This window comes from Hoeflea sp. AS60 (assembly GCF_038900115.1).
Taxonomy (GTDB): Bacteria; Pseudomonadota; Alphaproteobacteria; order Rhizobiales; family Rhizobiaceae; genus Hoeflea.
In genome coordinates this window covers 1-21536 of sequence record NZ_JBBMQP010000009.1, presented here as the reverse complement: position 1 = coordinate 21536, position 21536 = coordinate 1, and the positions used below count along the sequence as shown (strand labels likewise).

At 55.9% G+C, this 21536-nt stretch carries 20 protein-coding genes and 1 tRNA gene; 14 read left to right on the top strand and 7 right to left on the bottom strand.

From position 1 onward, the window contains the following. From WNZ14_RS23455 to WNZ14_RS23445, 3 genes are all read left to right on the top strand, one after another. A partial coding sequence (locus WNZ14_RS23455; protein WP_342871108.1) for a hypothetical protein occupies positions 1-206 on the top strand: 206 nt, incomplete at its 5' end. A 49-nt stretch (positions 207-255) separates the two neighbouring features. Continuing rightward, positions 256-1473 (top strand): lytic murein transglycosylase, encoded by a 1218-nt coding sequence (locus tag WNZ14_RS23450; RefSeq protein WP_342871107.1) that lies wholly within the window; start codon positions 256-258, stop codon positions 1471-1473. A gap of 58 nt (positions 1474-1531) precedes the next feature. Continuing rightward, a complete protein-coding gene (locus WNZ14_RS23445; RefSeq protein ID WP_342871106.1) occupies positions 1532-2692 on the top strand; it encodes a DUF459 domain-containing protein in 1161 nt (386 codons plus the stop codon). 59 nt (positions 2693-2751) lie between these two features. Here the strand turns inward: WNZ14_RS23445 and WNZ14_RS23440 are convergent, their stop codons facing one another. From WNZ14_RS23440 to gltB, 3 genes are read right to left on the bottom strand one after another with little or no spacing between them, the layout of a single operon-like run. After that, positions 2752-4206 (bottom strand): glutamate synthase subunit beta, encoded by a 1455-nt coding sequence (locus WNZ14_RS23440; RefSeq protein ID WP_342871105.1) that lies wholly within the window; start codon positions 4204-4206, stop codon positions 2752-2754. A gap of 11 nt (positions 4207-4217) precedes the next feature. Further along, positions 4218-4544 carry a heavy metal-binding domain-containing protein gene (locus WNZ14_RS23435; RefSeq protein ID WP_342871104.1) on the bottom strand — a complete coding sequence of 109 codons (327 nt, stop codon included), beginning with the start codon at positions 4542-4544 and terminating at the stop codon, positions 4218-4220. 5 nt (positions 4545-4549) lie between these two features. Further along, positions 4550-9271 carry a glutamate synthase large subunit gene (gene gltB, locus WNZ14_RS23430; RefSeq protein ID WP_342871103.1) on the bottom strand — a complete coding sequence of 1574 codons (4722 nt, stop codon included), beginning with the start codon at positions 9269-9271 and terminating at the stop codon, positions 4550-4552. Between the two features lie 587 nt (positions 9272-9858). On the opposite strand from gltB, the gene WNZ14_RS23425 reads away from it, so the two are divergent. From WNZ14_RS23425 to WNZ14_RS23405, 5 genes are all read left to right on the top strand, one after another. After that, the gene (locus tag WNZ14_RS23425) at positions 9859-10908 is read left to right on the top strand and encodes a low specificity L-threonine aldolase (protein ID WP_342871102.1); all 1050 of its coding nucleotides are present in this window, start codon (positions 9859-9861) and stop codon (positions 10906-10908) included. Positions 10909-11090: 182 nt separating this feature from the next. Further along, positions 11091-11396 carry a DUF2282 domain-containing protein gene (locus WNZ14_RS23420; RefSeq protein ID WP_342871101.1) on the top strand — a complete coding sequence of 102 codons (306 nt, stop codon included), beginning with the start codon at positions 11091-11093 and terminating at the stop codon, positions 11394-11396. Positions 11397-11428: 32 nt separating this feature from the next. Next, entirely contained in the window at positions 11429-12349 is a 921-nt protein-coding gene (locus WNZ14_RS23415) for a DUF692 domain-containing protein (protein ID WP_342871100.1), read from the top strand. Next, a complete protein-coding gene (locus WNZ14_RS23410; RefSeq protein WP_342871099.1) occupies positions 12336-13139 on the top strand; it encodes a DNA-binding domain-containing protein in 804 nt (267 codons plus the stop codon). The genes WNZ14_RS23415 and WNZ14_RS23410 overlap by 14 nt, the downstream gene beginning before the upstream one ends. Continuing rightward, the gene (locus WNZ14_RS23405) at positions 13136-13726 is read left to right on the top strand and encodes a hypothetical protein (RefSeq protein WP_342871098.1); all 591 of its coding nucleotides are present in this window, start codon (positions 13136-13138) and stop codon (positions 13724-13726) included. The genes WNZ14_RS23410 and WNZ14_RS23405 overlap by 4 nt, the downstream gene beginning before the upstream one ends. 89 nt (positions 13727-13815) lie before the next feature. On the opposite strand, the gene WNZ14_RS23400 is transcribed toward WNZ14_RS23405, so the two are convergent. After that, complete coding sequence (locus WNZ14_RS23400; RefSeq protein ID WP_342871097.1) at positions 13816-14283, bottom strand: Hsp20 family protein; 468 nt, start codon at positions 14281-14283, stop codon at positions 13816-13818. A 394-nt stretch (positions 14284-14677) separates the two neighbouring features. Between WNZ14_RS23400 and WNZ14_RS23395 the strand changes: the two genes are divergently transcribed. Beyond that, positions 14678-15652 carry an alpha/beta hydrolase gene (locus WNZ14_RS23395; RefSeq protein WP_342871096.1) on the top strand — a complete coding sequence of 325 codons (975 nt, stop codon included), beginning with the start codon at positions 14678-14680 and terminating at the stop codon, positions 15650-15652. Here the strand turns inward: WNZ14_RS23395 and hisN are convergent. Beyond that, positions 15639-16415 carry a histidinol-phosphatase gene (hisN, locus tag WNZ14_RS23390; protein ID WP_342871095.1) on the bottom strand — a complete coding sequence of 259 codons (777 nt, stop codon included), beginning with the start codon at positions 16413-16415 and terminating at the stop codon, positions 15639-15641. The two genes, WNZ14_RS23395 and hisN, sit on opposite strands and share 14 nt — an antisense overlap. Positions 16416-16436: 21 nt before the next feature. Between hisN and WNZ14_RS23385 the strand changes: the two genes are divergently transcribed. Beyond that, positions 16437-16724: a hypothetical protein gene (locus tag WNZ14_RS23385; protein ID WP_342871094.1), complete on the top strand. Its 288-nt coding sequence runs from the start codon at positions 16437-16439 to the stop codon at positions 16722-16724. A gap of 20 nt (positions 16725-16744) precedes the next feature. On the opposite strand, the gene WNZ14_RS23380 is transcribed toward WNZ14_RS23385, so the two are convergent. Continuing rightward, the gene (locus tag WNZ14_RS23380; RefSeq protein ID WP_342871093.1) at positions 16745-17665 is read right to left on the bottom strand and encodes an N-formylglutamate amidohydrolase; all 921 of its coding nucleotides are present in this window, start codon (positions 17663-17665) and stop codon (positions 16745-16747) included. A 176-nt stretch (positions 17666-17841) separates the two neighbouring features. Here WNZ14_RS23380 and cpdR1 point away from each other — a divergent pair, with 176 nt between their 5' ends. From cpdR1 to WNZ14_RS23360, 4 genes are all read left to right on the top strand, one after another. Further along, entirely contained in the window at positions 17842-18207 is a 366-nt protein-coding gene (gene cpdR1, locus WNZ14_RS23375) for a response regulator CpdR1 (protein ID WP_152007482.1), read from the top strand. 202 nt (positions 18208-18409) lie between these two features. After that, positions 18410-18484: transfer RNA gene (locus tag WNZ14_RS23370), tRNA-Val, on the top strand. A 162-nt stretch (positions 18485-18646) separates the two neighbouring features. Next, positions 18647-19798, top strand: coding sequence for a tyrosine-type recombinase/integrase (locus WNZ14_RS23365; RefSeq protein ID WP_342871092.1), 1152 nt, complete (start codon positions 18647-18649; stop codon positions 19796-19798). Between the two features lie 171 nt (positions 19799-19969). After that, positions 19970-20797: a DUF2806 domain-containing protein gene (locus tag WNZ14_RS23360; RefSeq protein WP_342871091.1), complete on the top strand. Its 828-nt coding sequence runs from the start codon at positions 19970-19972 to the stop codon at positions 20795-20797. Positions 20798-20821: 24 nt separating this feature from the next. Here WNZ14_RS23360 and WNZ14_RS23355 read toward each other — a convergent pair whose 3' ends face one another. Continuing rightward, a complete protein-coding gene (locus WNZ14_RS23355; protein ID WP_342871090.1) occupies positions 20822-21391 on the bottom strand; it encodes a site-specific integrase in 570 nt (189 codons plus the stop codon). Positions 21392-21536: the final 145 nt, after the last annotated feature.

Here is a 21536-nt window from a genome sequence, read left to right as displayed (position 1 = left end):
AATCGGGTTCCCAGACCTGCAACCGGCAAAACAGCTTTTCTGACTTTACGTATCTTCGTCATGTATTTTCCTCATTTCTCATCGATGGTCTTTTCGGTGCATTCTGTCGCCGTGGCGGCAGTACGCACCATTTGTTGGAAAGAGGCAAATCCAAGCGCTCGGGCATCAGATATGGTAAACGATTTGTTGACAGCTCCGGGCTATGATTGTCGTTCAGTCACCCGCAACAGCCCTAAAAAACAGGATGCTTGGAATATGATCCGATCACCCAGGAAATTTGTACGCGCCGCCAGCCTTTGCCTCTTTGCCGGTGTATTTTCGCCCTTATCGGCACACGCCGATGCAGGCTTTCAAAAATGGGTCTCAGGCTTTTACAGCACTGCGGCGAAATCCGGAATTTCACGCTCGACCTACGACAGAGCATTTAGTGGCGTCACCACGCCAGATCCAGTGGTACTCGAAAAAGCACGCTATCAGCCTGAGTTCACCACCAAGGTTTGGGACTATCTGGATTCCCGTGTCAACCCTTACACCATCACCAAGGGACGGGAGATGGCATCCCAGCACGCCAGAACATTGGCTGCCATAGAGCGCCATTTCGGCGTTGATGCATCGGTTTTGCTCGCCATCTGGTCGATGGAATCCAATTACGGTGAAATCCTCACCAAGACAGATCGCCTGCACTATGTGCCGCAAGCGCTTGCCACCCTTGCCTATGCCGACAAGAAGCGCGCCAAATTTGCGCGTCAGCAGCTTGTCGCCGCTTTGAAAATTCTCCAGGCGGGTGACATTTCCGCGAGGGAGATGACAGGATCGTGGGCAGGAGCCATGGGGCACACCCAGTTCATTCCGACAAGCTATCTAGCCTTTGCAATCGACGCCGATGGCAACGGACACCGTGACATCTGGAATTCAATCCCGGACGCATTGGCAACTGCCGCAAACCTTCTCAAGAAGAATGGCTGGCGCACCGGCGAAACCTGGGGATACGAGTCCGTTCCGCCGCGAGGTGGCAACAAATATGATGGCCAGACCAAAACTCTGTCCGAATGGGCATCTCTCGGCTTCACCCGGCCGGGAGGCAAGAGCTTTCCCTCTGGCGGCCGGCGCGCTGAACTCAAGATGCCGGGCGGCGGTAACGGTCCGGCGTTCCTGATGACCAAGAATTTCTTCGTCATCAAGCGCTACAACAATTCGGATTCCTACGCTTTGGGAGTCGGTGTTTTGGCTGATGAAATCGCAGGCTATGGAGGCGTCGACCAGCGCTGGCCGCGGCCGGAAGGAACTCTCGACGTCAAGGAAAAGTTCGAACTGCAGACCCGGCTCAAGAAGCTTGGATTTTATGACGGCGAGATCGATGGCAATTTCGGCTCAGGTTCAAAGGCCGCTATCGCAGCCTTCCAGTCCCGTGTCGGCTTGACCGGCGAGGCGATTCCATCGCAGAAGGTACTTGATACCATCCGCCGCTATTGAGAGCCGAAGCGCTTCGGGACCCAACCAGTCCCGGAGCCGAACAGGAGACGACTTCCGCGTGTCTGACCGCAAACCATCGCAGCAGCTTGCCCTCTTATTGCTGATCGCGGCGGTGACCGGCCTTTCTGTCGTACAGTTGGCCGGGCCCGCTGCCGCTCAGGAACGGGTGGAACGCAAGTCCTTTCTGCAGCTGTTGTTTGGCGGTGGTGGATCCACACCCAAGCCGGAAAAGCCGCAACCATCGCGCACAAGCCGCGTGAGCAGGCCCGCGCCCACTCCCAGCATTGCCGCGCCCCAGGAGCCGGTTGTCGAGAAACTCGATAACGCCCGCAAGATACTTGTCGTTGGTGATTTTCTTGCCAATCGCGCCGCAGACGGCTTGAGTACGGCATTCGCACAGGCGCCCGGTGTTGTGGTTGTCGACCGCGCAAACGGATCATCCGGTCTGGTGCGTGATGATTACTACAATTGGCCCGAAGAGGCCCGCAGCATCGTTGAAGAAGTCCAACCCTCGATCATCGTGGTGCAGCTTGGGTCCAATGATCGTCAGCAACTGGTGGTCAACGGCGAACGCGAACCTGTCCGTTCGGTCAACTGGATGGCTGAGTACGAACGCCGCACCCAATTGCTCATCGACGCATTGCGCGGCAGGAATACTCCAATTCTGTGGATAGGATTGCCGGCGTTCCAATCCCCTTCCATGACCACCGACATGGTAGCGCTTAACAGTGTTTACCGCGCGCAGATCGAAAAGGCTGGTGGCGAATTCATCGACATCTGGGACGGATTTGTCGATGAGGAAGGCAAGTTCATCTTCACCGGCTCCGACATCAACGGACAGCAGGTTCGGCTTCGTGGATCAGATGGCATCAACGTGACCCAGGCAGGTCGGCGCAAGATCGCATTCTATGCCGAAAAGTCGATCCGGCGGCTTCTGGGTGATGCTGCTGCGGAAGGTGTCTCGGCTATCGATTCAGCCAACTTCCCCGAAATATTCATGCCGCCTGCGCCCGGTGAAAACGCAGCAGCCATTACCCGCACGACACCGGTAGCAATGACAGACCCGGCCCTTGACGGTGGATCTGCGCTGCTGGGCGAAATGCCAGCAACCGCAGGACTGGTTCGCTCGCCACGTGACCAACTTGTGCTGGATGGTATCTTGCCTGAAGCACCTGAAGGGCGCATTGACAATTTTGCCTGGCCGCGAAAAGCCCCCTAGGAGCTCTGCCGATGCCGTGCCCAATTCATTTTTTTGAGCACGGCATACAAGCGATATGATCAGCGAGGCAGATCTGTAGTCCCCATGAGGCTCAGATCGATTTCCCGCGCAGCCTGACGGCCTTCACGGATCGCCCAAACAACCAGACTCTGGCCACGCCGCACATCACCGGCTGCCCAAAGCTTGTCCACAGACGTGCGGTAATCATCTTCATTGGCCACGATGTTGGTAGACCCGCGACGGTCGGTGTCCATCGACAGTTGCTCGCCCAGATCGCTTACGACACCGGTATCAAGAACGCCGCGGAAACCGATGGCGACAAACACCAGATCAGCCTTGATGATGAATTCCGAGCCTGCCAACGGCTTGCGCTTTTCATCGACGTGACAGCATTTGACGCCAGCCAGAATGCCGTTCTCGCCGACCAGCTCGAGTGTACCGACCTGGAATTCGCGTACAGCGCCTTCAGCCTGCGAAGACGATGTCCGCATCTTCGTGGCCCAGTAGGGCCAGACTGCGAGCTTGTCTTCCTTTTCGGGAGGCTGTGGACGAATATCGAGCTGTGTAACCTTGACGGCGCCTTGGCGGAATGCGGTGCCGACGCAATCGGATGCGGTGTCACCGCCACCGATCACCACCACGTGCTTGCCACCGGCAAGAACCGGATCAGAAGGCCAGCCGACATTGTCGATGTTCTCGCGGGCAACGCGCTTGTTCTGCTGAACCAGGTAAGGCATCGCGTCATGCACGCCGATCAGGTCCGCACCCGGAATGCCAACATCACGCGGCTTTTCCGAACCGCCGGTGTAAAGCACCGCGTCATAGGACCCAAGAAGGTCCTCCATGCTCTTGTCGACGCCGACATTGACGTTGCAGAAGAAAGTGACGCCCTCGCCTTCCATCTGCTCGACACGACGGTCGATGAAATGCTTTTCCATCTTGAAGTCCGGAATGCCGTAGCGCAGCAATCCGCCAGGACGGCTTTCCCTCTCGTAGACGTGGACTTCGTGGCCAACGCGACCAAGCTGCTGAGCCGCGGCCATGCCTGCAGGGCCTGAGCCAATGATGGCGACCTTCTTGCCGGTCTTGGCAGTCACAGGCTGCGGCACGATGAAGCCCATTTCATAGGCCTTGTCGGCGATTGCCTGCTCCACTGTCTTGATCGTGACCGGTGCATCCTCGAGATTAAGGGTGCAGGCTTCCTCGCAAGGCGCCGGACAGATGCGACCGGTGAATTCGGGGAAGTTGTTGGTCGAATGCAGGTTGCGGATCGCCTCTTCCCAGTTGTTGTTGTAGACCAGATCGTTCCAGTCAGGGATCTGGTTGTGAACCGGACAACCGGTCGGACCATGGCAATAGGGGACGCCGCAATCCATGCACCGAGCCGCCTGCTTTTGCACTTCCTGATCGCTCATCCTGATGGTGAACTCGCGGAAATGGCGAATGCGGTCAGAGGCCGGCTGATACTTCGCCGTCTGCCGGTCTATTTCGAGAAAACCCGTTACCTTACCCATAATCTACTCCTTCACCGGATCACGATCGCGGTTCCCGATGCCGATACCATCAGCATCGAACCACTGGATCCGGTTGAAATATTTTCGTAGTCAAGATCGACGCCGATAACGGCATTCGCACCCAGTTTTTGCGCCTCGTCCTGCATTTCGGAGAGTGCGATTTCACGCGCCTCCCGCAGGGCCTTCTCGTAAGCGCCCGCACGGCCGCCGACGATGTCACGAATGCCGGCGAAGATATCACGGAAGATATTGGTTCCGAGAATGGCTTCGCCTGTGACGATACCTTTATACTCGGCGATCTCCCGGCCTTCGATGGTGTTGGTGGTGGATGTGATCATTGATCTCATTCCGCCGCCACGCCCATGCGCATCCGCTCCATGTCGATGAGCGCACGGCGATACTCGACCGGCATCACCTTGCGGAACTTCGGACGATAGTCTGCCCAGTTGTCGAGGATTTCCTTTGCACGGGTGGATCCTGTATAATGCATGTGGTTGGAAATCAGCTGGAACAGCCGTTCCTCGTCATGTCGGGTCATGTCACCGCTGACATCAACCCGGCCCTTGTGCGCAAGATCGCCGCCATGGTGATGCAGCTTCTCAAGGATGTCGTCTTCCTCGGGAACAGGCTCCAGTTCCACCATCGCCATGTTGCAACGGCTGGCGAAATCTCCTGCTTCATCGAGCACATAGGCAACACCGCCCGACATGCCGGCAGCGAAGTTACGGCCGGTTTCACCGATGACCACGACAAGACCACCGGTCATGTATTCGCAGCCATGGTCGCCCACGCCCTCAACCACCGCGATGGCGCCCGAGTTGCGCACGGCAAAGCGTTCGCCGGCAACGCCGCGGAAGTAGCATTCACCCTCGATGGCGCCATAAAGCACGGTATTGCCAACAATGATCGAGTTTTCAGCCACGATCGGCGAATTTTCCGGCGGACGCACAATGATGCAGCCGCCCGACAGGCCCTTGCCGACATAATCGTTGGCGTCGCCTGCGAGGTCGAAAGTCACACCATGGGCCAGGAAGGCGCCGAACGACTGCCCGGCAGTTCCGGTGAGTTTGACCGTGATTGTATCTTCAGGCAGCCCCTTGTGGCCAAACCGCTTGGCAACCTCGCCCGACAGCATCGCTCCAGCTGAGCGGTCAACATTCTTGATGCTGACGTCAAACTCGACCTTTTCCTTGCTCTCAAGTGCCGGCATCGCCTTCTCGATCAGTTGCCTGTCGAGAATATCGGCGATCGGATGGTTCTGGCGTTCGGTCCAGTAGGTCTTGTTCTTGGGCGCATCGGGCTTGTGGAAGATGCGGCTGAAATCGAGCCCCTTGGTCTTCCAATGCTCGATCATGCCATTCTTGGCGAGCAGTTCCGACTGACCAATGATCTCGTCAAGATGGGTGTATCCCATCTCGGCGAGCAACTCGCGCACTTCTTCGGCAATGAAGAAGAAATAGTTGATCACATGCTCGGGCGTTCCCTTGAACCGCTTGCGCAGCACCGGGTCCTGTGTGGCCACACCAACCGGGCAGGTGTTGAGATGGCACTTGCGCATCATGATGCAACCTGCCGCAATCAATGGCGCGGTGGAGAAGCCAAACTCGTCAGCACCAAGCAGGGCTCCGACCACGACGTCACGTCCGGTCTTCAGGCCGCCGTCGACCTGCAGTGCGATCCGCGACCGCAAACCGTTGAGCACCAGGGTCTGATGTGTTTCGGCAAGGCCGATTTCCCAGGGACTTCCGGCGTGCTTGAGCGACGTCAGCGGTGATGCGCCTGTGCCGCCATCATAGCCGGAAATCGTGATATGGTCAGCGCGCGCCTTGGCAACGCCTGCGGCAACGGTGCCGACGCCCACTTCGGACACCAGCTTGACCGAAATGTCGGCCTCCGGATTGACGTTCTTGAGATCGAAAATCAGCTGCGCCAGGTCTTCAATGGAATAGATGTCATGGTGCGGCGGCGGCGATATGAGACCGACCCCTGGCGTCGAGTGCCTAGTCTTGGCAATCGTTGCATCGACCTTGTGGCCTGGCAACTGTCCACCTTCGCCGGGCTTGGCGCCCTGCGCGACCTTGATTTGAATCATGTCGGCGTTGACCAGGTACTCGGTCGTCACGCCAAACCGGCCCGAGGCCACCTGCTTTATAGCGGAGCGTTCCGGATTGGCGCCGCCGCCATAGAGCGGCAGATAACGGTCCGGCTCTTCGCCGCCCTCGCCAGTGTTCGACTTGCCACCGATCCTGTTCATCGCGACCGCAAGCGTCGAATGAGCTTCCCGGCTGATGGAACCAAACGACATAGCGCCGGTTGAAAACCGCTTCACGATATCGGCGGCAGACTCCACCTCATCAAGTGCAACAGGCTTGCGACCGGTTGCGTCCGCCTTACGGATCTCGAACAAGCCGCGAATGGCGTTCATCCGCAGGGTCGAACGGTTGATCATCTCGGCAAATTCGCGATAGCGATCCTTGGCATTGCCGCGCACCGCATGCTGAAGCGTCGCAACCGCATCCGGCGTCCAGACATGTTCTTCGCCACGCATGCGGTAGGCGTACTCGCCGCCCACATCCAGAGAGGTCGCCAGCACAGGATCGTTGGAGAAGGCCAGACGATGACGTTCAGCGGTTTCACCTGCGACCTCAGCCAGCCCGACGCCTTCGATGGTTGTCGCCGTACCCGTGAAGTAGGTGGCAACAAAATCGCTGGACAGGCCGATCGCGTCAAAGATCTGCGCACCGCAATAGGACTGGTAGGTGGAGATGCCCATCTTCGACATCACCTTGAGGATGCCCTTGCCGATGGCCTTAATGTAACGGGACACAATTTCGTACTGATCGACTTCCGGCGGGAATTCGCCGCGCTTGTGCATGTCGAGCAAAGTGTCGAAAGCCAGATATGGATTGATCGCCTCGGCGCCATAGCCCGCCAGGCAGCAGAAATGATGAACTTCACGTGGCTCACCGGTTTCCACCACAAGGCCAACCGACGTGCGCAGGCCCTTGCGGATCAGATGATGATGCACGGCTGCCGTCGCCAGCAGCGCCGGGATCGCGATCCGGTCAGGCCCGATCTGACGATCAGACAGGATAATGATGTTGTAGCCACCGGTCACAGCTTCCTCGGCGCGGTCGCAAAGACGATCAAGTGCCGCCTTCATGCCTTCCGAGCCCTTTTCGCTCGCATAGGTGAAGTCGAGCGTCTTGGTGTCGAAGCGATCCTCAGTGTGACCAATCGAGCGGATCTTCTCGAGGTCTGCATTGGTAAGGATAGGCTGACGTACCTCGAGTCGCTTCTTCTTCGCAGCGCCCTTGTGGTCGAGAATGTTCGGACGCGGCCCGATGAAGGAGACCAGACTCATCACCAGTTCTTCCCGGATAGGGTCGATCGGCGGGTTGGTCACCTGCGCGAAGTTCTGCTTGAAATAGGTGTAAAGCAGCTTCGACTTCAGCGACATCGCGGAAATCGGCGTGTCGGTCCCCATCGAACCGATGGCTTCCTGTCCCGTGGTCGCCATTGGCGCCATCAGGATTTTCGTGTCTTCCTGCGTGTAGCCGAACGCCTGCTGGCGATCGAGCAACGACACATCCTTGCGCAACGCCCGAGGCTCAACCGGCTTGAGGTCTTCAAGAATCAACTGGGTGCGTTCAAGCCACTCGCGATAGGGGTGCTTCGCCGCCAGTCCGGACTTGACCTCGTCGTCGGAAATGATGCGGCCTTCTTCCATGTCGATCAGCAGCATCTTGCCAGGCTGCAAGCGCCACTTCTTGATAATCGAGCTTTCGTCAACCGGCAGAACGCCGGCTTCCGAGGCCATGATCACCCGGTCATCATTGGTGACAATGTAGCGCGCGGGGCGAAGACCATTCCGGTCAAGCGTGGCGCCGATCTGGCGGCCATCGGTGAAGGCAACTGCCGCCGGACCGTCCCATGGCTCCATCAGAGCCGCATGATATTCGTAAAATGACTTGCGCTCGGTGCTCATCAGCGCGTTGCCGGCCCAGGCTTCAGGGATCAGCATCATCACCGCATGGGCCATGGAATAGCCGCCGCGGATCAGGAATTCGAGCGCGTTGTCAAAGCACGCCGTATCGGACTGGCCTTCATAGGAGATCGGCCACAGCTTGGAGATATCGCCACCAAACAGCGGCGAAGACACCGATGCCTGGCGCGCTGCCATCCAGTTGACGTTACCGCGCAGCGTGTTGATCTCGCCGTTGTGGGCAACCATCCGGTAAGGGTGGGCAAGCCGCCACGACGGGAATGTGTTTGTCGAAAATCTCTGGTGAACCAGCGCGACAGCGGACTCAAAGCGCGGGTCGCTCAGGTCCTTGTAATAGGCACCAACCTGATAGGCCAGGAACATGCCCTTGTAGACAATTGTCTGCGTCGACAGCGAGACGAAATAGAAGTCCTTGTCGCCGTTTTCGGCTTCATTATGGACCCGGTTCGAAATCACCTTCCTGAGAACGAAGAGCTGCCGCTCAAACGACTGCTGATCTTCCACGCCCTCGCCGCGACCGATGAAGATCTGAACATGACAGGGTTCAGTGGCGGCGATTTCCGGTGCCTTGGACAGGGATGAATTGTCAACGGGCACATCACGGAAGCCGATCAGAGACTGACCTTCGGCCGCAACGACATCGGCAATGATGCCCTTGAAATGATTGCGAAGCGTTTCATCCTGCGGCATGAACACAAAGCCGACCGCATACTCGCCTGGCGCAGGCAAGGTGAGGCCCTGCTCGGCGAGGTCTTCACGAAACAGCCGGTCGGGAATCTGCACCAGAAGCCCTGCACCATCGCCCATCAGCGGGTCGGCGCCGACAGCTCCACGGTGGGTCAGGTTCTCAAGCATGAACAGGCCGTCGCGCACGATCTGGTGCGATTTCTGGCCTTTCATATGCGCCACGAATCCGACACCGCACGCGTCATGCTCATTCCGCGGATCATAAAGACCCTGTTTGGGCGGCAATCCAAAGGTGTGCGCGGTGGCCAGCTTGGTCTCGGCAAGAGACTCACAAGCGTTAACTTCCGTCACAGATGGTGAAAGGTCTGCCATCTTCATTCCTCCTTCAAGACCGCCATCGCGGTTGATCCCGGCCCATCTTTCGCCCCCGCCGGGTGCGGCGACGCTTTACGTTCCGGATACATCTGTCGTCTGGCCTTGCGCGCCAATCAAGCCTCACCCGGAGTGTGCGGGCGCGCGGCATGGTTTTGTATCACGAAGGGGCAATGCGGTCACCTCGAACAGATGGATCGCAACTTGGCGGATACCGCCACAAACCCCTTGTATCTGCCTCAGCCTGTGCCATCCGGCCATGACAGACACAAATAGGACAGCAAGGCTGTCCTATTTCGATTGTTCTATGACAGAATGCAGGCACTTGCGCAAGATACCGCACCCAAAAAACCGCAAGCATACGACCGTAAATGATCAATCCGCCGGCATGAGCGCAATATAATTGCGTCAACTTGAGCTTTTCGGGTGGTTTGCTGTCGCCAACGGGGAATCAGACACGGCTGGATCCCTGACCAGACACAGCAACCCTGCCCGCAGCATAGCGTCGTTGGCCGCATCAAGCCCTTTGAAAGCCCGAAAATTCATGCAATAGCCGGACACACCCAAGCTTTCGGAGACCCATGCTCATGATCTTCACCTCGGACAACTGGGCTGGCGCTCACCCGGCAATCGCAGCTTCACTCTCGGCACACTCGACCGGCTTTGCTCCCGCCTATGGCACCAGCGATCTTGACCGCAAGGTTGAGCAGACCTTCAATGAGGTATTCGGACAGGAAGTCGCGGTTTTCTTTGTCGGCACCGGCACGGCAGCCAACTCGCTGGCATTGTCAGCGGTCAACCGGCCGGGTGGCGTTTCATTTTGTTATCGCGAAGCCCATGTCATCGCCGATGAATGCGGTGCGCCCGAATTTTTCAGCCATGGATCGAGGCTTGTTCCAGTGAACGGGCCGAATGGCAAGATGGACCCGGCCATGCTCGAAGCTGAAATCGCCCGTTTCCCTGAAGGCTTTGTGCATGCCGGCCAGCCGATGGCGATCACTCTGACCCAGGCCACAGAGGCTGGCACAGTTTACACACCCGAAGAGATCCGTGCGATTTCGAAGATCGCCAAGGCGCATGGGCTGCCGCTTCACATGGATGGCGCCCGCTTCGCAAACGCGCTCGTAGCGCTAAGCCTTACACCTGCCCAGATGACAGCTGAACTCGGTGTGGACATTGTATCTTTTGGCGGCACCAAGAATGGTTGCTGGTGCGCAGAAGCTCTGGTGTTTCTCGATCCCGCAATGGCCAAACAGACGCCCTTTATCCGCAAGCGGGCGGCCCATCTGTTCTCCAAGAGCCGCTTTATAGCGGCCCAGTTTGACGCCTATTTTGAGGACGACCTTTGGCTCAGCATCGCCAGGCATGCCAACGCAATGTCTTTCGGCCTGCAATCAGGTATCACCAATTCGACCAATGCACGACTGGCGTGGCAGAGCCCTGCAAACGAGACCTTTCCAATTGTGACAAAGGTGCTCGCCAAGGAACTCGCTGCAAAAGGCGCGATGTTTTATGAGTGGCCGACGCCGCGCTCGGTGGCCCATCTGGTCGGGCCGGAGGAAACCATGCTCAGGCTGGTAACCAGTTTCGCCACGACCCAAGACGACGTCGATCAGTTTATCGGCCTTCTGGGGTAGCGCCAGGTCCGGCCAGTCAAAACAAGCATATCGAAACAATAAATCCCATCACAGCAAGCTCACGCTCAAGTGATGCCCGATAACGTGCGCTTGATTTCCAAGTGATGCGTCATTTTGTCATGCTTCTCCTACCGGACGAGAACAACCCGGAAATAGTTTCAAAAACAACGAAGGAGAACAGCATGTCGCAGAAAACACTTATCGGTGCATCAACTCTCGCAGGCGCGGTAGCAATGGCTATCTCGGGTGCAACTTTCCTCGCTTCAACCCAGGGCGCGTCTGCAGCCACGGAAAAATGCTACGGCGTGGCCATGGCTGGCAAGAACGACTGCGCAGCCGGTCCGGGCACCACTTGCGCCGGCACATCCAAGGTCGATTTTCAGGGCAATGCCTGGAAAAGCGTTGATGCAGGCACCTGCACCACGATGAGCCTCGAAGGCGGACGCATGGGGTCGCTGGAGCCGCTTGATCGCGACATGCCAGCCTGATCCGAAAACACTTGATAGACGGGAATTACGAAATGACGCAATCCGCCCTCACATCGCCGATTGTCGAGGCACCGCGTATCCCGAACGGCCCGCTCCCGCCACGTGCGGGGGCGGGTCTGAAGACCGAACACATCGACGCCATTTTGTCCGATGACTACAGGATCGGATTTCTCGAAGTCCACGCGGAGAACTACATGGGCGACGGCGGGCCTGCACACCGCGGCCTTGCAGCCATTCGCTCCGAATTTCCGCTGTCCGTTCACGGCGTAGGCCTCTCGATCGGCTCTGAACACGGTATCAACAAGGATCATCTCGAGCGTCTCGCCAGAGTGGTTGAGCGCTACGAACCCGCGATGGTGTCGGAGCATCTCGCCTGGTCCAGCCATGACGCAGGCTATTTCACCGACCTTCTTCCCCTGCCCTACAATTCGCGGACACTTGACCGGGTGGTCTCACACATCTGCCAGATTCAGGACCGGCTCAAGCGGCCCATACTGCTTGAAAATCCGTCCACCTATGTTGCATTCGAACAGACGACCATGAGCGAGACCGATTTTATTCGCGAAATCGCTCAGAAGTCTGGCTGCGGATTGTTGCTCGATATCAACAACGTGTTCGTTTCTGCCACCAACCACGGCTGGAAACCGATACATTACCTGCGTGATTTTCCACTCGAGCTGGTGGAGGAAATCCATCTCGCGGGCCATGCCGAAGATATCGATGATGAAGGCGATCTTCTGCTGATCGATGCCCATGACCGCCCGGTCTCCGAGGCTGTCTGGAAACTCTACGAGATTGTCATCAGCCAGGCAGGCGCGATTCCGACGCTTGTAGAATGGGACAATGACGTTCCCGAATGGCCGGTGCTGCGTCGCGAGGCCCGTCTCGCCGATGCCATCCTTGATCGGCTTGGTCCCGCTTCTCTGCTCGGCTCACGCCATGCTGCGGAATGATGCGATGAACGAGCGCGGGCAACTCGATTTTGGCGCGGCCCTTCTCGATCCGGACCTGCCCCTACCCGAAGGGGTCATTGGACCCAACGGCAAGAATGCCCAAAAACGCTTTGCCGTCTATCGCAACAACGTGACTGTCAGCCTGATCGACGCGCTGACGGGCATTTTCCCGGCCATCCAGCGGCTTGTCGGGGAAGGTTTCTTTCGCGAGATGGCGAGAGTTTATCTGGCCGAAGAGCCTCCGCGCTCAGCGGTCATGTTTGAATATGGCGTCGGATTTGCTGCATTTCTCGAACGCTTTGAACCTGTCGCCAAATATCCCTATCTGGCCGACGTGGCGCGGCTGGAACGGGCGTGGCTTGATTCATTTCATTCAGCTGACGCCGAACCTCTAGGCGCTGATACTCTCGGCGCGATCCCGCCCGAACATCTTGCCGAGACCATGTTCATGGCTCATCCCGCAACCCGCATCGTTCAAAGCGGTTTCGCTGCAGTGTCAATCTTCTCGGACAGTCGCGAGCAACGGCCACTCGACGGTATAGATCCAGCCGAGCCCGAAGATGGTCTGATCACCCGGCCGCATGACGAGGTGCAAGTCCGCCGGTTACCACCGGGCGCCGCCATGTTCTTCACCGCTCTGATCGCAGGCGAAACTCTCGGCGAAGCCGCAGGCAGAACGATAGCCAGATATCCAGATTTCGACCTGCCATCAGCCATTTCAGCCATGCTTGAAGCCGGTGTCTTTTACGCCTGTTCATCCGGCCAGGCACTTTCGGAGCAAACCACATGAAATCCGCGATTGATTTTGCCACCGATCTCCATACCCGCATTTTCGGAGTCCTCGAACAGCTCGGTGATAGCTGGCTGCTTGGGCTGATCGCACGCTTCGCTTTCGCTGCGGTCTTGTGGGGATACTTCCTCAACTCGGCAAAAACCAAGGTCGGTGACGGTCTGATTGGATTCTTCTCTATCTCGTCGGGCGCCTATTACCAGATAGCCCTCCCGGCGGTGGAAGCTGCAGGAGGCGATGTCGATGCGGTGTCCTTCTTTCCCTGGGGCCTGATCGTCTTCATGGGCACCTACGCGGAATTCCTCTTGCCGCTTCTCATTGTCGTCGGCCTGTTTTCGCGCCTTGCCGCGCTCGGAATGATCGGTTTCATTGCCGTACAGACATTCGTTGACATCACCGTGCATCAGATCGGCGCGGAGAGCATCGGCGCCCTGTTTGACAGGTTTCCCGACAGTATCATCGCTGACCAACGCTTGCTGTGGATCGTGCCGCTGACCGTCATCGCAATAAAGGGACCAGGATTGCTGTCCGTCGACGCCCTGCTGTCAAGATGCCGCCCCCATAGCGCCCCATACGTTGCTGCATGATCGAGCCCGATCCATCAGGCCCTCAGCCATGAAAAATGGCGCTCAGTTTCCTGAGCGCCATGATGGCTGTTCCAGTTGAGAGGAGAGGATCAGGCCTGCGTGGCTTCAATCTGCTTCGGATTTGTCCCAGCATCATTGCTGATCGCAATACGCCGTGGCTTCATTGCCTCGGGAATCTCGCGAACAAGATCAACATGCAGGAGACCGTTGCGGAGAGTGGCTCCGGTTACCTCGACATGTTCAGCCATCTGGAAACGGCGCTCAAACGCGCGTTTGGCAATTCCGCGATAGAGGAACTGCGTGCCTTCGGCCTCATTGTCGTCAGCCTTCTCACCCTTGACCGTCAGCACGTGCTCACGCGCTTCGATCGAGATCTCGGCTTCGTCAAAACCTGCAACCGCCATTGTGATGCGGTAGGTGGTCTCGCCGGTGCGTTCGATATTATAGGGTGGATAGGACTGTGACTGATCGGTCGGGGCCAGGCTGTCGAGCATGGTCAGCAACTTGTCGAAACCAACAGTGGAACGGTAGAGGGGTGAAAAATCAACGTGACGCATAAGTGTCCTCCTTCAGAGCGACTAGAGTTTGCGTTATGGCTTCTGGGCTGCCCCGCATTGGGCGACATCCCTGCCAGCAGACCCGGTTTCCGGCGCCTGCAGAACCAATGTGGGAACTGCTCAGGTTCGGTTCAAGACCTTTCTAGGCTCCCTGAAAAATACGAATATCTGCGCGTGAATGCCCGATGAATGGCCTGTTCGGCGGCGGTTCAGGCAAGGCCCCCTATTCTCGCCAGCATCAGACATAAACAGTCTGGCTCGCCGGGAACATCCCCGTCCCTTCTGTTCCGGGCACCTGGCCGGGGCCGCTCGCAAGACGGCTCCGGCCTTTTTCCTGACCTTCTTCGCCTTTTCCTTTTGACCAAACACAGGGGAAGCACTAATCGGAAACATCATGAGCGATGACACCCCCCTGCTGATCGAAACAGATGGTAATCCGGTACCCGGCAATCATGTTACCGGCTGGTTTGACAGCGTTCGCGGCAAACGGTTGCGCTATGCTATCTTCAAATCCGATGTTCCGGTGGCACGTGGCACAGTAGTACTGCTGCAAGGCCGCAACGAATGCATCGAGAAATACTACGAAACCATACGCCATTTCACCGGACGCGGGCTTTGGGTCGCCACCTTTGATTGGCGAGGCCAAGGCCTATCCGATCGGCTTCTGAAAAACCCGCTACGAGGACACGTGCGCAGGTTCAGTGACTTTGAAGCCGATCTGTCGACGTTTCTCGAAACCATCGTCCTGCCCGAAGCAAGACTGCCTTTTTGCCTCGTCGCGCATTCGATGGGCGCGCTTGTCGCGCTATCCATGGCGCCAAAACTGGCAAACCGCATCGACCGCATGGTTCTTACGGCCCCGTTTGTCGAACTCTCAAATCAGTCCGCGCCGAAGTGGCTCATAAGGTTGGTCACCCGGCTGATGCGCATGACCGGGTTAGGTTGGGTTGGATCAGGCCTAGACAAGTTTCCCAAACCGTTTGCAGACAATCCCCTGACGACCGACATCGGCAGATTTTCACGCAATCAGGCTCTCTACATAGCGCATCCCGAGCTTCGCCTTGGCCCACCCAGCATGGGGTGGGTCAATGAGATGCTGAATGCCATCGAGCGCGTCGGCAAGTTCGAGCACCTGGACCAGATCAAAGTTCCGACTTTGCTGATCGGCGCTGGCAATGACACGATAGTGGAATCGCAGGCCATAGAAAGCCTCGGCAACCGCTTTCGCGCCGGCCGTGCCATCATGATCAATGGCGCACGCCACGAATTGCTTCAGGAAGCCGATCGTTACCGTATCCCTGCCCTGGCTGCCATCGACGCGTTCATACCGCCAGATCAGGCCTCAGAACCCGCAATCATCTCTGGTTGAGCAGTTCCAGAACCGCTTCATGCAGCTCTGCCGAACCGCTGGCGACGATGTTACCGCCCATTTCCGGCCGCCCGCCACTCCACGTGGTCATCACTCCGCCGGCCTGTTCGACCAGCGGGATTAGGCCGCCGACATCATAGGGCTTCAGGTCGGATTCCACCACGAGGTCGATGTGACCGGACGCAACCATCGCGTAAGCGTAGCAATCGCATCCATACCGCGCCAGTTGAACGCTGTTTTCAACCCGTTTGTAGGATGGTTCAAGCGTCTGAGGGAAAATCGATGGCGAGGTCGTCATCATGATCGCCTGATCAAGTGAAACGCCTTTCCGCGTGCTAAGCTTGGATCGCTCCCCGTGGCGCAGGACCATTGCTTCACCCGGCCTGGCGATAAACCGTTCACCCGTAAACGGCTGATCCATCATCCCCATGACCGCCTTGCCCTTGTGATACAACCCCACAAGCGTGCCCCAGACTGGCAAGCCCGAGATGAACGCACGCGTCCCGTCAATCGGGTCGATGACCCAGACATGGTCCCGGTCAATGCCGACATTGCCATGCTCTTCACCCAGGATACCATGCTCGGGATACCTCTCGGTGATGATCTGGCGGATCGCCTTCTCGGCGGCACGATCGGCCTCGGTCACCGGGTCAAACCCGCCAGCTTGTTTGTTGTCGATGGTGACGGGCATGCGAAACCGCGGAAGCGTTTCGGCAGCGGCCGCCTCTGCGATGGAGTCAAAGAAAGCGATATCAGGAAGCATTGAGAAATCCATGAGAAACAAATGATGGCGGGGATGGAAGATGCCCGTATCCGCCGGATACCTGACCCGGCTGACAATGAATTGCAAGCGCAGCAGACAATCCTCGCGAGTCACCTCGCACAAGCACAAAGAACAAAGCAAGGGCAGTTGACATTTGTGCGCTGCAACATTAGCTTTAAATCACAGTCTTTGACTGTGAATGCCCTCCTTGGGCGTTTCCTCCCTAGATTTCACCGCGCCAACAGCGCGGTTTTTTTTGACCCTATCATCAAGTCAATCTTGCTGCCTGAACCGCAAGCTGCCGGTTAGGCTCTACCTTTGAGGAAGTCTTACTCTGCGGCCAGACGGTCTTCTGAGAGACCTTCACGCACATAGGCCATCATCTGACTGGAAAACTCCCACAAATCCGCTTTGAGGAGATCAAAGCCCGGTGTTTTTTCCAGACTTGTTTCATCGACATAAAGACCACGATTTATTTCGATCTGCAGGGCATGCAGGCCACGCGCCGGGCGTCCATAATGTTCGGTTATAAAACCACCAGCATAGGGTTTGTTGCGAACCACATGGTAGCCAAGCCCTGACAGGAATGAAACAGCAGCGCGCGACAGGTCATGCGCAGCACTGGCGCCAAAGCGATCCCCAATGATGATGTCAGGGCGGCGGTTACCGCCAGCGACCCGAACATTGGCCGGCATCGAATGGCAATCAATCAAGATGGCCTTGCCGAACTGAACATGGGTCTGCGCGATAATCCGGCGCAAATTGGCATGATACGGGCGGTAGACCCGCTCAATGCGCGAGAGCCCCTCTTCAACGCTCAACCGCCCCCTGTAGATATCCATGTTCTCTGCCACCAGCCGCGGGATTGTGCCCAATCCACCGGCCACGCGCATCGATCCGATATTGGCAAACGGCGGCAACGGGCCGTCGAACATCCGTGGATCAAGCTCATAGGGTTCCCGATTGACATCAAGCCAGGCACGCGGGAACTGCGCTGCCAGCATCGGCGCACCGAGCTGAACCACGCTGGCAAACAATTCATCGACATAATGATCTTCCGAGCGACGGATCGACAAACGATCGAGCCGCGACACGTTAAGGAACGATTCGGGATAGATCCGGCCGGAATGCGGTGAATTGAACACAAACGGCTCGGTTTGCTCCAATGGCCGGTGGATCTCGAAAGGAGCAACTGCGGGCAAGCCGGCATCCGGCTTATCACCCGTGCCGGACCTTTCGCTGTCTTTCATATCTGTCCCTTTGCCCCCGCAACTGCCTGAATCACCTTGCCAGTTGCCCCCACACCTGTCCAGTCCGGGACAAATCGCATCGTAAAATCGTCATCATTCACCTGATGTTTACTGGAACGCCCCCATATAGAGGATAGGCAGTGCTCGACGAGCCCGATGACAGGTTTGGAAAAAGAATGACCCCGAAAATTCTCCTCGCAGAAGACGACAATGATATGCGCCGGTTCCTGGTCAAGGCACTGGAAAAAGCAGGCTACGAGGTCCGCTCCTTCGACAATGGCGCCAGCGCCTATGATCGCCTGCGCGAAGAACCCTTCTCGCTTCTGCTGACCGACATTGTCATGCCCGAGATGGACGGCATCGAACTGGCCCGCCGGGCCACCGAACTCGATCCCGATCTCAAGGTCATGTTCATCACCGGCTTTGCAGCGGTGGCGCTCAACCCGGACTCAAAGGCTCCGAAGGATGCCAAGGTCTTGTCCAAGCCGTTCCATCTTCGTGACCTTGTCGACGAGGTCAACAAGATGATTCTGGCAGCCTGACAAGGCACCAGCAAACAGGCTGACTTTGCGCAACATTCTCGTTGCGTTTGCCCGGACACGTTTGCCCGGGCGTCGTCGTTGTATACGGCTTTTTTCATACCACCAGCAGGCCTTTCCCCACCTTCGGCAAACGGTAAGAAAAAACGCAGTGTTTTCGTATTGACGGCGCAGGGGTTTCTGTGGTGTATGCGGCCCATCGGATGGGCGTATAGCTCAGCGGGAGAGCACTACATTGACATTGTAGGGGTCACAGGTTCAATCCCTGTTACGCCCACCATCCACCCTCAATAAATTCAATAACTTAGCGTTTTTTGACCGAAATACGTTGATTTGCTCTGCAAATCGACCGTATCTTAAGTCATTGGCGCTGCAGGGGAAATTTTCGTCATTTGCAGACCATTTACAGAATTTCTTTGTCTCGTCGAAGAAAAGATCATGTATGTCTGCAAAACCGAAAGCAGGAACGATTGAGGTTTTTGATGGGGTCTACATAACTCCAGTAAAGCAATCGAAATACCTACAGATCTACTTTCGGCACAAGAACAGGACCTACAGGAAGTCAGCCAAAACCGCCGACGTTGATCTGGCGAAGAAGGCTGCACACAGTTTCTACAAGGAAGTTCTGAGCAATCCGAGCCTTCAAACAAAGAAGGTTCCGTTTGCAGAATGCGCTGACCGCTACCTCAATTCAATCAAACACGAAGCGAAGCACCAATATCATAAAGAGACTTATGAGCGTCATTTCCTGCCATTTTTCGGCAAATTTAGTACGGTCGCAAATCTCACTGAAGCGGATGTGCCAGATTATATGGACTACCGACGCAACAAGGGAACGAAGCCGCCGACACCTTCTACGCTCAACAGAGAGAATGTCGTGTTGCGACAGCTGTTGAAATATTCTGAGAGAGCGGGCCTCATCAAAAGGGCGCCGTCAGTCCCTCACCTATCAGAGAAGTCTACAAAAAACCGGCGGCCTCATTTCACACGCGACGAGTACCGCATTCTGCTCAAAACTGCGCGCTCGCGCATAGGTGAAGCACAACGCGATAAGCTCTTGCACCGTCAGATCGACAATCGACGCTTGATTTATGACGCGGTCATTTTTCTTGCAAATTCAGGCCTGCGTGTGGGCGAACTGCACGCACTAACTTGGCGTGATGTCGATTGGAACAATGGTGATCTCAGGCTACCTGGTATCGGCAAGGTACGCAGTACTAGAACCGTTATTCTAAAAGGGGCTGCGGTAAACGCGCTGCGTCGCATTCAGAAACGGCGTTTGGCACAACATGGCGGAACGCAGGCAGCAATCGCCAATGAACTGGTGGTATCCTTGCCAGATGGCACACCCGTAAAAAGTTTCAAAAAGGCTTTTGGCAGCCTGCTTCAGGCTACGCAGATTGCCACACCGGCCAACGGGATCAAGCATTCTTTGACCTCGCTACGGCATACCTATGCGACCTTTGCCATCACCAACAAACAAAAGCGCGTTCCCAAAAGCGGTTTGGCCAAACAGATGGGAACTTCGCAGAAAATGATCGAACAGCACTACGGACACGAAGAAGTTGACGATTTCAGAGACCTATTGAACTAAGGAAAGTACTAACCTGATCGTCCTAATACAGCTATTTGTTGTTATTTGGGCTGTATCCGCTTTATCGGTCTATTCCGATCTCTCATTTCTGAGCTAATATCGCGCATATGGATGTACAATTATGCCCCTAAGAAGGCATGAACTAGTCGACTGAAATCCACAGAGGAAATTATGGAAATCAAAGACCTAGCGGGGCTGTCAGAACCAATAACAAGGCTTATTGATAAGATTTCCGATGCGACAGGCGTTTTATATGAGCCCAAAAGAATAGTCCGTCGCGCAAAAGCTGAAGCAAAGGCTCATGTAATTGCGGCACAAGCGGATATTGAAGCGAGCGATCTCCGCCGGCGCGCGTTAATGAGGCTTGTTGATGAAGAAGCTAAGAAACAAGAAAATATGGAGGCTATATTAGATTTAGCAGTCCCACAGATAACAAATGAAGCAAAGCCAGACAACATGGACGACGACTGGCTTGTAAATTTCTTTGATAAAGGCAAAACGATATCCAATGAAGAAGCTCAGAAAGTTTGGGCCAAAATAATATCAAGTGAAACGAACTCACCAGGCAGCTTCTCAAAGCGAACAGTAAACACCCTTCACTCACTCGACAAAATAGATATAATTAAATTTGAAAATCTATGTAGATTTACATGGCGAACTCCAGATCTATTTCCAATAATATTTAATATTGATGACGATGTATATAAGAACAACGATCTAACTTTTATAAACATAATGGATTTAGAAGAATTAGGACTCGTACATTACGATCCTGTTAACAATTATCAACTTAGAAATAGAAAAGGTCACTCTCAATTATATTATTTTGAAAGAATTATCGGATTATATTTCGGTGATGATGATAACAAATCGCTTGACATTGGAAACTTAATACTAACACAAACGGGTAGAGAACTTGCAAAACTAACAAATGTTGATAGGGTAGATGGCTACTACGAATATGTAGCTCAGAAGTGGAAAAAGTGGATAGAAGAGTGACATTTTTTATTCGCAAATTCTAAATCATACCAGCTCCACCGCATTACGCAGCATGTCGTCGTTCACGTCGATATATTTTTGGGTGACACTTATGTTTTTGTGACCAGCCAACGCCGCCAGTACGCGTACGCTGACGCCCTTTGCTGCAAGCTCGGTGATGAATGTCCGTCTGCCGGTGTGCGATGTGGCTCCATCAATGCCAGCACGTGCATACAAGCGCTGTAGATGCTGCGTCGCAGTGTTCGAGCTGAACCGCTGGCCCTTTTGGGTTGCGAATAAGAACTCGCTGTGTGTGCGCGCATGTGCTTGAGCGATGTAGATTTTCAGTTCCCGCCGCATACGCTGCGGAACAAACACGACACGTGCCTTATCGCCTTTCGTCTGAGCAGCTTTCAGCGCGATCTCTGATCGAACATCGCCGTTGTTGTCGATGACATCGTTTAGTCGAAGAGCCGCAACCTCCCCCACCCGCATCCCGCACCAGTGTGTGAGCAGCAGCATTGTGACATCGCGTAGTGGATAGCGGCTGCATGATTTTGTGACGTCTATCACCCGCTTCAGTTCCGCCTTAGTGAGCGTCTTCGCCTGCGCCATCACGTGCCCCTAAATGTAACAATTGCGTGCACTTAGTGTATTTTCTGAGGTATTGATCGGGCAACCAAACTGAACCGCCCCGGGTTTGCCGGAGACCCCAACTTGTGAGAAGTAGGGTCTATGACAAGCAAGACGACGAACAAAT

Coding starts and splice junctions, on each gene's coding strand:
- WNZ14_RS23410 (WP_342871099.1), top strand. CDS start 12,336: ATGCTGCGGAATGATGCGATGAACGAGCGCGGGCAACTCGATTTTGGC.
- WNZ14_RS23385 (WP_342871094.1), top strand. CDS start 16,437: ATGATGGCGGGGATGGAAGATGCCCGTATCCGCCGGATACCTGACCCG.
- WNZ14_RS23405 (WP_342871098.1), top strand. CDS start 13,136: ATGAAATCCGCGATTGATTTTGCCACCGATCTCCATACCCGCATTTTC.
- cpdR1 (WP_152007482.1), top strand. CDS start 17,842: ATGACCCCGAAAATTCTCCTCGCAGAAGACGACAATGATATGCGCCGG.
- WNZ14_RS23435 (WP_342871104.1), bottom strand. CDS start 4,544: ATGATCACATCCACCACCAACACCATCGAAGGCCGGGAGATCGCCGAG.
- WNZ14_RS23440 (WP_342871105.1), bottom strand. CDS start 4,206: ATGGGTAAGGTAACGGGTTTTCTCGAAATAGACCGGCAGACGGCGAAG.
- WNZ14_RS23415 (WP_342871100.1), top strand. CDS start 11,429: ATGACGCAATCCGCCCTCACATCGCCGATTGTCGAGGCACCGCGTATC.
- WNZ14_RS23450 (WP_342871107.1), top strand. CDS start 256: ATGATCCGATCACCCAGGAAATTTGTACGCGCCGCCAGCCTTTGCCTC.
- WNZ14_RS23395 (WP_342871096.1), top strand. CDS start 14,678: ATGAGCGATGACACCCCCCTGCTGATCGAAACAGATGGTAATCCGGTA.
- WNZ14_RS23360 (WP_342871091.1), top strand. CDS start 19,970: ATGGAAATCAAAGACCTAGCGGGGCTGTCAGAACCAATAACAAGGCTT.
- WNZ14_RS23365 (WP_342871092.1), top strand. CDS start 18,647: ATGTCTGCAAAACCGAAAGCAGGAACGATTGAGGTTTTTGATGGGGTC.
- WNZ14_RS23355 (WP_342871090.1), bottom strand. CDS start 21,391: ATGGCGCAGGCGAAGACGCTCACTAAGGCGGAACTGAAGCGGGTGATA.
- WNZ14_RS23420 (WP_342871101.1), top strand. CDS start 11,091: ATGTCGCAGAAAACACTTATCGGTGCATCAACTCTCGCAGGCGCGGTA.
- WNZ14_RS23380 (WP_342871093.1), bottom strand. CDS start 17,665: ATGAAAGACAGCGAAAGGTCCGGCACGGGTGATAAGCCGGATGCCGGC.
- WNZ14_RS23425 (WP_342871102.1), top strand. CDS start 9,859: ATGATCTTCACCTCGGACAACTGGGCTGGCGCTCACCCGGCAATCGCA.
- hisN (WP_342871095.1), bottom strand. CDS start 16,415: ATGCTTCCTGATATCGCTTTCTTTGACTCCATCGCAGAGGCGGCCGCT.
- WNZ14_RS23400 (WP_342871097.1), bottom strand. CDS start 14,283: ATGCGTCACGTTGATTTTTCACCCCTCTACCGTTCCACTGTTGGTTTC.
- gltB (WP_342871103.1), bottom strand. CDS start 9,271: ATGGCAGACCTTTCACCATCTGTGACGGAAGTTAACGCTTGTGAGTCT.